The following is a 10984-nucleotide window of genomic DNA, read 5'->3' as shown; positions in this document are numbered from 1 at the left end:
TTACCTGTGCTAAAAACGAAAGGACGGGCATCGCTATGAATATATTCGATCACTATCGTCAGCGTTATGAAGCTGCCAAGGACGAAGAGTTCACACTGCAGGAATTTCTCGCAATCTGTAAGCAGGATCGCAGTGCATACGCCAACGCTGCAGAGCGACTATTGATGGCTATCGGTGAGCCGGTGATGGTTGACACGGCGCAGGAGCCACGCCTTTCCAGAATCTTCTCTAACCGCGTCATGGGACGCTATCCCGCCTTCGAAGAGTTTTATGGTATGGAGGAAGCGATTGAACAAATCGTCTCCTACCTGAAACACGCTGCGCAAGGCCTGGAAGAGAAGAAACAGATTCTCTACTTGCTGGGGCCGGTCGGTGGCGGTAAATCGTCACTTGCTGAGCGTTTGAAAGCCCTGATGCAACGCGTACCGATCTACGTGCTGAGCGCTGATGGCGAACGCAGCCCGGTCAACGATCATCCTCTATGCCTGTTCAACCCGCAGGAAGACGCCAATATTCTTGAGAAAGAGTATGGCGTGCCGCGGCGTTACCTGGGCACCATCATGTCGCCGTGGGCAGCAAAACGCCTGCATGACTTCGGCGGCGATATTACCCGCTTTAAAGTGGTCAAAGTCTGGCCTTCTATCCTGGAACAAGTGGCCATCGCCAAAACGGAACCGGGTGATGAGAACAACCAGGATATCTCTGCATTGGTCGGTAAGGTGGATATCCGCAAACTGGAAAACCACGCGCAGAACGATCCTGATGCTTACGGTTACTCGGGCGCACTCTGCCGCGCGAACCAGGGCATCATGGAATTCGTCGAGATGTTTAAGGCACCGATTAAAGTGCTGCATCCATTGCTGACCGCCACTCAGGAAGGTAACTACAACGGTACTGAAGGGATCTCTGCCCTGCCGTTTAACGGCATCATTCTGGCGCACTCCAACGAGTCAGAATGGGTAACTTTCCGTAACAATAAGAACAACGAAGCGTTCCTGGACCGTGTTTACATCGTAAAAGTGCCTTACTGCCTACGAGTGTCGGAAGAGATCAAAATCTACGACAAACTGCTTAATCACAGTGAGCTGACGACGGCGCCATGTGCACCAGGCACGCTTGAGACCTTAGCGCGCTTCTCTATCCTGTCGCGTTTGAAAGAGCCGGAAAACTCCAGCATCTACTCAAAAATGCGCGTCTATGACGGTGAAAGCCTGAAAGATACCGACCCGAAAGCGAAATCCTACCAGGAGTATCGTGACTACGCCGGTGTTGATGAAGGGATGAACGGTCTTTCCACGCGCTTTGCGTTTAAAATCCTCTCCCGCGTGTTCAACTTTGATCACACCGAAGTGGCGGCTAACCCGGTACACCTGTTCTACGTTCTGGAACAGCAGATTGAGCGTGAGCAGTTCCCGCAGGAGCAGGCTGAACGTTATCTGGAGTTCCTCAAAGGCTATCTGATCCCGAAATACGCCGAGTTTATTGGCAAAGAGATCCAGACCGCCTATCTGGAATCCTATTCCGAATACGGCCAGAACATCTTCGACCGGTACGTCACTTACGCTGACTTCTGGATCCAGGATCAGGAATACCGCGACCCGGATACCGGCCAGCTGTTTGACCGTGAATCCCTGAACGCGGAACTGGAAAAAATTGAAAAACCGGCGGGCATCAGCAACCCGAAGGATTTCCGCAACGAAATCGTCAACTTCGTGTTACGCGCCCGGGCGAATAATAGCGGTCGCAACCCCAACTGGACCAGCTACGAAAAACTGCGCACGGTTATTGAGAAGAAAATGTTCTCCAATACCGAAGAGTTGCTGCCGGTGATTTCGTTTAATACCAAGACCTCAACGGACGAACAGAAAAAACACGATGATTTTGTCGATCGCATGATGGAGAAAGGCTATACCCGCAAGCAGGTACGCTTGCTGTGCGAATGGTATCTGCGCGTGCGTAAATCGTCTTAATCGTTACCTGTAAGCTACGCGGCGCCGCGACGCCGCAACAGGAGGCCGGAGTGGTTCCGGCCTGGCTTACACTGTAGTTTGGGGGATAAGTATGGCCTATTTTATCGATCGGCGTCTGAACGGTAAAAACAAGAGCGCGGTCAATCGGCAGCGTTTCCTGCGCCGTTACAAGTCGCAAATCAAGCAGTCGATCTCCGAGGCCATCAACAAGCGGTCGGTCACCGACGTGGAGAGCGGCGAATCTGTCTCGATTCCTATCGATGACATCAATGAGCCCATTTTCCATCAGGGACGCGGCGGCAGTCGCCATCGCGTGCATCCGGGGAACGATCATTTCGTCCAGAACGACCGCATTGAGCGCCCACAAGGGGGCGGTGGTGGCGGTGGCAGCGGTCAGGGCAACGCCAGTCAGGACGGTGAAGGTCAGGATGAGTTTGTCTTCCAGATATCGAAAGATGAATATCTTGATTTGCTGTTTGAAGATCTTGCCCTGCCAAATCTGCGTAAAAATCAGCATCGCCAATTGAACGAATATAAAACGCACCGCGCGGGCTTCACCTCAAATGGGGTACCGGCCAACATCAGTGTGGTGCGTTCGCTACAAAATTCACTGGCGCGTCGTACTGCCATGACCGCCGGTAAACGCCGTATGCTGCACGAACTGGAAGCCACGCTGACGGAAGTGGAGAACAGTGAACCGGCTCAGTTGCTGGAAGAGGAGCGGCTGCGCAAAGAGATTGCCGAACTGCGGGCACGCATTGAACGCGTACCCTTTATTGATACCTTCGACTTACGCTACAAAAACTTTGAGAAGCGCCCTGAGCCTTCCAGCCAGGCGGTGATGTTCTGCCTGATGGATGTTTCCGGTTCCATGGACCAAGCCACGAAAGACATGGCGAAGCGTTTTTATATTCTGCTCTATCTGTTCCTGAGCCGAACCTATAAAAATGTGGAGGTGGTGTATATCCGTCACCATACGCAGGCGAAAGAAGTCGACGAGCAGGAGTTCTTCTACTCGCAGGAAACCGGCGGCACCATTGTCTCTAGCGCATTGAAGTTAATGGATGAAGTGGTTAAAGAGCGCTATGACCCTGCGCAGTGGAATATATATGCGGCACAGGCCTCTGATGGTGACAACTGGGCGGATGACTCTCCGTTATGTCATGAGATTCTGGCCAAACATATTTTGCCGGTTGTACGTTATTACAGCTACATCGAAATCACGCGCCGTGCGCACCAGACGCTGTGGCGTGAGTATGAACATCTGCAAGCCATGTTTGATAACTTCGCGATTCAGCACATCCGCGAGCCAGAAGACATTTACCCAGTATTTAGAGAACTTTTCCACAAACAGGTGGCAGAAGCCTGAACATCAAGCCGGTCATTGACCGGCTTTTTCTTTTCCGCGCCACCGCTCATTCGCCTGAAATCCCCGCTGATTTTTCACACAATTTTAACGATCTATGGGATAGCGCTCCGCAGATTGAAAAAATATGCAATTAAGCGCTGACAAGCTATTGATAAGGCATTATCTTTTCACCTTGTCTGTGTGAATCCCCCGCAGTTTGTCATTTCCGCTTGTACCGCAGGAGAACGCCGTTGAATGCCAGCATGATTTACAGTTTGTTTATTATTGGTTCCGTGCTGGTCGCAGCAAGTATTCTTCTGAGTTCATTCTCGTCACGGCTTGGCATCCCTATTCTGGTAATCTTCCTTGCGTTAGGCATGTTGACCGGCGTTGATGGGATTGGCGGCATCGCTTTTGACAACTACCCGGTGGCGTATCTGGTTTCTAACCTCGCGCTGGCGATTATTTTGCTGGATGGCGGCATGCGCACCAAAGCCAGCTCATTCAAGGTGGCACTGGGGCCCGCATTATCACTCGCCACGGTCGGTGTGATGATAACCGCCGGTTTGACCGGTTTGGCTGCAGCCTGGCTCTTTAAACTCGATTTGATGCAAGGTTTCCTGATTGGCGCGATTATCGGTTCCACCGATGCCGCCGCCGTCTTCTCGCTGCTGGGGGATAAAGGGCTTAACGAACGTGTCAGCTCCACGCTGGAAATTGAATCCGGCAGTAACGATCCCATGGCGGTATTCCTGACCATCACGCTGATTGACATGATCCAGCATGGCCAGTCAGGCTTAAGCTGGATGTTTGTGGTACATCTGGTGCAACAGTTCGGTCTCGGTATTGTACTGGGGCTGGGCGGCGGCTGGGCACTACAGCAACTGATTAACCGTATCAATCTGGCGCAAGGTCTCTATCCCCTGCTGGCGTTAAGTGGCGGCATCATTGTGTTTGCACTGACGACGGTGATGGAAGGCAGCGGTATTCTGGCGGTTTACCTGTGTGGCTATCTGCTGGGTAACAGCCCGATCCGCAACCGTCACGGTATTCTGCAAACCTTCGATGGTATGGCGTGGTTGAGTCAGATCGGCATGTTTATCGTGCTCGGCTTACTGGTGACGCCATCTGATTTGTGGCATATCGCCGTTCCTGCCATGATTTTATCTCTCTGGCTGATTTTGGTGGCGCGTCCGCTTTCAATTCTGGTGGGCCTGTTGCCATTTAAAGGTTTTACCGGCCGCGAACGCATCTTTATCAGTTGGGTTGGCCTGCGTGGCGCAGTACCCATCATCCTCGCGGTGTTCCCGATGATGGCCGGGCTGGAAAACGCCAAGCTCTACTTCAACATCGCCTTCTTCGTGGTTCTCGTGTCGTTGATGCTGCAGGGCACCTCACTGGGCTATGCGGCCAAACGCGCCAAAGTGGTGGTTCCCCCTACTGCATCACCTATCAGCCGCGTCGGACTGGACATCCACCCTGAAAACCCCTGGGAGCAGTTTGTTTACCAACTTAGTGCTGATAAATGGTGTATTGGAGCCGCGCTGCGTGATTTGCAGATGCCACGCGAAACGCGCATCGCTGCCCTGTTCCGCGATAACGCGCTGATGCATCCCAACGGTAGCACGCGCCTTAAAGAGGGCGATGTGCTATGTGTGATTGGACGTGAACGTGATTTGCCCGCTTTGGGTAAAATGTTCAGTCAGTCTCCACCCGTCGCGCTCGATCAACGCTTCTTTGGTGACTTCATTCTGGATGCCGAGGCACGTTTACGCGATGTGGCGCAAATTTATGGGCTGGAACTTGATGAAACCACCAACGATCAGCAATCCCTCGGTCAACTGGTGATGGGCCTGCTGGGCAGTACACCGGTGGTGGGCGATCAGGTGGAGTGGAACCAATTGACCTGGACCGTGGCGGAGAAAGAGGACAACCAAATCGTTAAAATTGGCGTACGTGTCATGGAAGACAAGGAGTAATCCTAACCGCGAATACGCCAAAACTGCGCGTGAGCGACTATGATCACTGTTCCACCCAGCACAAACGGGAGAAGCGCATGGGACACGTGGTAAAGATTGGTCGTTACGAGATCGTTGATGCAGAACTGAATGCTGAAAAGCTCGATACCATCAGCATTCCCTGCAATACCAACCCCGGCCTGAGTTACCAACTCGATGGCTGGGATCATGAAACCAGCGTGCCGGCGTGGATTGATGGCGAGCCCGTCGATCTGCAGATCGGACACTATGACAAGCAACAAGACCGCTGGGTATTAAAAAAACCCGCCTGATGTACCCCCGCCGCCATCCGCTTCGTATGGCGGTCATTCCTAAAAGCAGTCTTAAAATGAAGCGTTCTATCTGTTTTTTTTTTAGTTTTAACCTTGTATTTCAATTAGCTAACTCACTATTTCACGCAGCATTTATTTCCTTTTAAGACTATTTCCATATTAACTCTGTCAAATAACTCCTGCATACTCTTAAACGTTGCTGCAGCTTTTCGTGACGTACATCACGTCTCAAACGGCCCTTTCCATGCAGCGCTTATGGCAGCATTGACTTATATCGCACTGAAAAATTATTTCTTTTTATTTTCGGTGGACAACTCCTGAGCGCGTACTTGATTCTGGTCAGGCCATCTTTTACTTAAGAAAAGAGAGCAGGTTTTATGGCAAGTACATTGGTAATGAATGATGCAACCCGCTCGTGGAGCGGATTGCGTAAAAATCTCATCGCAAAAGTCGCTTTAAGCTTTTCGGATTTAATTGCTCTGAATCTGGCTTTGTTTTTATCTGCAGCAACCGTTCAGGGTATTTGGGGAGAACTGGACACCTTTATTCCGCCGCAGCAGATTGAGTACCGCTTCATCGCTCAATTAGGGCTTTCTGTACTTTGCACCGCGTGGTTTTGGGTGCGCATGCGTCATTACACTTACCGCAAACCGTTCTGGTTCGAGTTAAAAGAGATTGTTAAAACCCTGTTCGTCTTCTCGCTGCTGGATTTGGCGCTGATTGCCTTCTCCAAGTGGGATTTTTCGCGCATGGTTTGGGTGTTTAGCTGGACTTACGCACTGCTACTGCTGCCGCTGATGCGTGCGGTGGTCAAGCGTGCCATTAACCGCGCAGGTCAGTGGCAGAAAGAGACCATCATCATTGGTTCAGGCAAGAATGCCATGGAAGCTTATGCAGCCCTGCAGAGTGAGGAAATCCTCGGCTACAACGTCCAGGCTTTCATCTCACTGGAAGATGAGCACCACCCTGAGAATGTGAATGGTGTACCCGTGATCACCTGGAAAGACATCAACTGGCAAACGATGGATCGCGACAACACGCAATTTATCGTCGCCACTGAGTTTGAACAGCAGGTGGTGCGCGATAAATGGCTGAAGTTCCTGTCCAAAATGAAGTGCCGCTCCATCTCCGTGATTCCAACCCTGCGCGGTGTGCCGCTGTATGGCACTGATATGTCATTCATCTTCAGCCACGAAGTGATGATCCTGCGCGTCAGCAACAATCTGGCGAAACGCTCATCCCGCTTCCTCAAGCGTACTTTCGATATCGTGGTGGCATCACTGTTGCTGCTGTTCCTTGCCCCGGTATTTGGTCTGCTGTGTGCGATGGTGAAACGTGATGGCGGCAATGCCATTTATGGACATGAACGCGTTGGGCAAGACGGTGTGAAGTTTAAATGCCTGAAGTTCCGTTCGATGGTCACTAACTCCCAGGAAGTATTGCAAAACCTGCTGGCGACCAGTGAAGAAGCGCGTGCCGAATGGGATCGTGATTTCAAACTGAAGAACGATCCACGCATCACCAAAATTGGCGGCTTCCTGCGTAAAACCAGTCTCGACGAATTGCCGCAGTTGTGGAATGTGATTCGTGGTGAGATGAGTCTGGTGGGACCACGTCCGGTTATCGAAGCTGAGCTGGAACGCTACGCAGGGGATGTCGATTATTACCTGATGGCGAAACCAGGCATGACGGGGCTGTGGCAGGTGAGTGGTCGTAACGACATCGACTACGACACCCGCGTCTATTTCGATTCCTGGTATGTGAAGAACTGGGCGTTGTGGACCGATATTGCCATTCTGTTCAAAACCGCAGGCGTAGTGTTACGCCGTGACGGTGCTTACTGATCCTACCCTCGAGGCGATGTCTGTGTTGGTCCAGCAGACATCGCTTTTTTATTCCTTTCTTTTTCCCGGCTAAGTCATTACCCTTCCCGCTTGTTTAACAGGACGTTTCTGGTTTCAGATGCAAAAATTTACCCTGCTGCTTTTAAGCCTGGTGCTGCTGGCACCGCTCGGCATCGATCTTTACCTTCCCACTCTGCCGCAAATCGCTGAAGGCCTGAATAGCCCGGTCAGTTTGATTCAGATTACCATTCCGCTGTTCTTACTGGTGATGGGCATCGGCCAACTGGTGACCGGACCTTTGGTGGATAATTTTGGCCGTAAGCCGATTGCGCTGATTGGCCTGGCACTCTATATCGTGGGTAGCGCTGTGGCTGCGACCGCCACCGTATGGCCGGTGTTCTTCCTCGCCCGTTTGATTCAGGGCTGCGCGGTCTGTTGCAGTGCTGTGGTGGCCTTCAGTGGCGTGCGCGATCGTTTAAGCGGTGATGAAGCCGCACGCGCCTATGGTTTCCTCAATGGTGCACTGAATATAGTGCCGGCACTGGCGCCACTGCTGGGCGGCATCCTTGCTGAAGCCTACGGCTGGCGTGCGCCCTTCTGGTTCCTGTGTGGCTATGCTGCCGTGATTGGTTTGATTGTGGTGTTCTGCCTGCCGGAAACCCGTCCTGCCGATACGCTGCGAGTTAAAGGATTGCCGCTGGCGCAGTACGCGGCGATTGCACGTGAACCGCGTTTTCTTGCCTTCGCCTTTGCCAATGCGGGTGCGCTCGGCATGGTGCTGACTTATGTGTCACTGGCACCCCACGTGCTGATGACGGAAGGGGGTCTGACGCCCCTGCAATTCTCCTTTGCCTTTGGTGCTAACGGCTTTTGGATCATGCTGGTGAGTGCGTTTGTGAATAAGACCATCCGTAAAGCCGGACGCCCTTTCTGCCTGGCGATGGGCTTCGTCACCATGCTGATGGGTGCCATTCTGCTGCTGGCGGGAATGACGCTGTTGCCTGCCGTATGGCAGACACACTGGGCGCTGTATATGATTCCGGTGGCGGTATCGGTTGCAGGGCTGGCCTTTACCGTTGGCCCGGCCACCAGCTACGCGTTAGAGCCGTATCAGCAGCAGGCAGGCGTTGCCGCGGCATTGCAGGGGTTTATTCAGATGGCGTGCGGCGCGGGTGGCAGCCTGATGATTGTGGCATTGCCGGTTGCAGAAAAATCAGCACTGGCTTTGATGATGCTTTTAGGTGCAGCGCTAGCCCTGATTGCCTGGCGCTGCAGTAAGAAGATGCACGGCAGCGTGACCGCGCTTAAATAATCTCAACCGGTACGCGGGGCGCGAGTGCACACATCAGCTCGTAGCCCACCGTGCCGGCGGCTTTCGCCACCTCATCGATTTTCACCTGATTGCCCCACAGTTCCACTTTGGAACCAATCCCAGCCTGCGGACAAGGTTCGAGGTCAATCATCATCATATCCATGGAGATCGCGCCCAGCGTCTGGGTGCGAATACCGTCGACGCTCACTGGCGTGCCGGTTGGCGCATGGCGTGGATAGCCATCTGCATAGCCGCAGGCCACAATACCAATGCGCTGTGCGCCCGATGCATGATAGCGATAGCCATAGCCCACACCATCGCCAGCACTGAGTTGCTGCACACCAATGATTTCACTGTTTAAGGTCATTACCGGCTGCAATCCGCTGCTGGCAATATCCTGCCAATTCCCACTTGGCGATGCGCCATAGAGAATGATCCCCGGACGCACCCAGTCAAAGTGCGCTTCAGGATGCCACAACGTGGCGGCAGAGTTGGAGAGCGAGCGCGGGCAATCCAAACCTTCGGCGGCCAGTTCAACGCGCTTCATCGGTTCGATAAGTCCTTCCGGGTTTTCCGCGTCCGCAAAATGCGCCATCAGCGTCATCTCACCGACGTTGGGCAACGCACGCAGTTTCTGCCACGCCGCCTGAACCTGTTCAGGACGGAAACCCAGCCGATTCATGCCGCTGTTCATCTTCAGATAGATATCAACTGGCGCAGAAATTGAAGCTTTGGCTAGCGCCTGAATCTGCCAGTTGCTGTGCACGCTGGTGGTCAAGCGATAACGATCAATCAGCGTCAAATCTTCCGCATGGAAGAAACCTTCCAGCAGCAGAATCGGTTTTTTCCAACCCTGCTCACGCAGCAAAATCGCTTCTTCCATATTCAGCAGCGCGAAACCATCGGTCTCTGCCAGACTTTGCCAGACACGCGCGATACCGTGCCCGTATGCATTGGCTTTGACCACTGACCAAACCCGCGACTGCGATGCAGCCTGCCGTACAATCGCCAGATTGTGGCGCAGCGCCTGTTGGTTAATGGTGGCGCCAGTAGGACGTGACATGCTTGTGCTCTCCCTGAGGTCTCAACGCGCCGCGTTAGCGTTACGCAACGGCGACGAATGGGGTTCGAAACCCGGCAGGTAGCGCAGTACTGACAAATCGTCTGCGGCAATCGCCGGTTTCTGACCGGAAATCAAATCAGCCAATAGCTGACCGGAACCACAGGCCATGGTCCATCCCAGCGTTCCGTGACCGGTGTTGAGATAGAGATTGGACAGCGGCGTACGCCCGACAATCGGCGTGCCGTCCGGCGTCATCGGACGCAATCCTGTCCAGAACGTGGCCTGTTCAACAAAACCGCCTTCAGGATAGAGATCGCTGACCACCATCTCCAGCGTTTCACGTCGTGCAGGCGTCAGTTTGGTGTTAAAACCAACAATTTCCGCCATGCCTCCCACGCGAATGCGATCGTCAAAGCGCGTGACCGCCACTTTGTAGGTCTCATCGAGGATGGTGGACACCGGCGCAGCGTCGGGATTCTTAATCGGAATGGTGAGGGAATAACCTTTAAGCGGATAAACCGGAATTGAGACAATATCTTTCAGTAACGCGGTCGAGTAGGAACCAAAGGCCACCACATAGGCATCCGCTTTAACCACCTCATCACCACACTTCACACCGTAAATGCGATTGCCTTCACGCAGCAGTTGATCAACCTGGGTGTCATAGCGGAAGGTGACACCCGCAGCGGCTGCCATCTCGGCCAGGCGCTGCGTAAACAGCTGGCAGTCTCCGGTTTCATCGTTCGGTAAACGCAGCCCACCGGTCAGTTTGTGTGCGGTCGTGGCCAGCGCCGGTTCAACGCTGTGGAGCTTGTGTACTTCCAATAGTTCGTATGGCACGCCGGCTTCTTTGAGCACGGCAATATCTTTGCTGGCGCTCTCAAACTGCTGCTGAGTGCGGAACAACTGCAAGGTGCCACCCTGCCGGCCTTCATAGGCGATACCGGTCGAGGCGCGCAATGCTTTCAGGCAATCACGACTGTATTCCGCGATACGTACCATGCGTCCTTTGTTTTCCTGATAATGGCGCATGTCACAGTTACGCAGCATGTTCCACATCCATTCCAGCTGGAACTTGCTGCCATCGAAGCGGACGGCCAATGGCGCGTGACGCTGGAACATCCATTTTACCGCTTTCAGTGGCACGCCCGGTGCCG

General features: G+C 53.2%; 8 protein-coding genes. 6 read left to right on the top strand and 2 right to left on the bottom strand.

Going from position 1 to position 10984, the window contains the following annotated elements; translation table 11 throughout:
- Nucleotides 1-35: 35 nt before the first annotated feature.
- From yeaG to RT340_RS18465, 6 genes are all read left to right on the top strand, one after another.
- Nucleotides 36-1970, top strand: coding sequence for a protein kinase YeaG (gene yeaG, locus RT340_RS18490; protein ID WP_313377459.1), 1935 nt, complete (start codon nt 36-38; stop codon nt 1968-1970).
- A gap of 91 nt (nt 1971-2061) precedes the next feature.
- Nucleotides 2062-3339 (top strand): YeaH/YhbH family protein, encoded by a 1278-nt coding sequence (locus RT340_RS18485; protein WP_034828771.1) that lies wholly within the window; start codon nt 2062-2064, stop codon nt 3337-3339.
- 230 nt (nt 3340-3569) lie between these two features.
- Complete coding sequence (locus RT340_RS18480; protein ID WP_313377458.1) at nt 3570-5297, top strand: potassium/proton antiporter; 1728 nt, start codon at nt 3570-3572, stop codon at nt 5295-5297.
- A 77-nt stretch (nt 5298-5374) separates the two neighbouring features.
- Complete coding sequence (locus RT340_RS18475) at nt 5375-5608, top strand: DUF1480 family protein (protein WP_034828766.1); 234 nt, start codon at nt 5375-5377, stop codon at nt 5606-5608.
- A gap of 377 nt (nt 5609-5985) precedes the next feature.
- A complete protein-coding gene (wbaP, locus tag RT340_RS18470; protein WP_058959838.1) occupies nt 5986-7452 on the top strand; it encodes an undecaprenyl-phosphate galactose phosphotransferase WbaP in 1467 nt (488 codons plus the stop codon).
- 118 nt (nt 7453-7570) lie between these two features.
- A complete protein-coding gene (locus RT340_RS18465) occupies nt 7571-8764 on the top strand; it encodes a multidrug effflux MFS transporter (RefSeq protein WP_313377457.1) in 1194 nt (397 codons plus the stop codon).
- Here the strand turns inward: RT340_RS18465 and dadX are convergent.
- Nucleotides 8757-9827, bottom strand: coding sequence for a catabolic alanine racemase DadX (gene dadX / locus RT340_RS18460; RefSeq protein WP_313377456.1), 1071 nt, complete (start codon nt 9825-9827; stop codon nt 8757-8759). The two genes, RT340_RS18465 and dadX, sit on opposite strands and share 8 nt — an antisense overlap.
- Before the next feature lie 21 nt (nt 9828-9848).
- Nucleotides 9849-10984 (bottom strand): D-amino acid dehydrogenase (locus tag RT340_RS18455; protein ID WP_313377455.1); only part of this gene is annotated, 1136 nt, incomplete at its 5' end.

The sequence above is a fragment of the Pantoea sp. CTOTU50773 genome, from assembly GCF_032082325.1.
GTDB classification, from domain to species: Bacteria; Pseudomonadota; Gammaproteobacteria; order Enterobacterales; family Enterobacteriaceae; genus Pantoea; species Pantoea communis.
This window is presented reverse-complemented; position numbering and strand designations above follow the sequence as displayed.

Excerpts from the sequence above, each read along its gene's own strand:
- yeaG (WP_313377459.1), top strand. The coding sequence starts at position 36 with ATGAATATATTCGATCACTATCGTCAGCGTTATGAAGCTGCCAAGGAC.
- RT340_RS18465 (WP_313377457.1), top strand. The coding sequence starts at position 7,571 with ATGCAAAAATTTACCCTGCTGCTTTTAAGCCTGGTGCTGCTGGCACCG.
- RT340_RS18475 (WP_034828766.1), top strand. The coding sequence starts at position 5,375 with ATGGGACACGTGGTAAAGATTGGTCGTTACGAGATCGTTGATGCAGAA.
- wbaP (WP_058959838.1), top strand. The coding sequence starts at position 5,986 with ATGGCAAGTACATTGGTAATGAATGATGCAACCCGCTCGTGGAGCGGA.
- dadX (WP_313377456.1), bottom strand. The coding sequence starts at position 9,827 with ATGTCACGTCCTACTGGCGCCACCATTAACCAACAGGCGCTGCGCCAC.
- RT340_RS18485 (WP_034828771.1), top strand. The coding sequence starts at position 2,062 with ATGGCCTATTTTATCGATCGGCGTCTGAACGGTAAAAACAAGAGCGCG.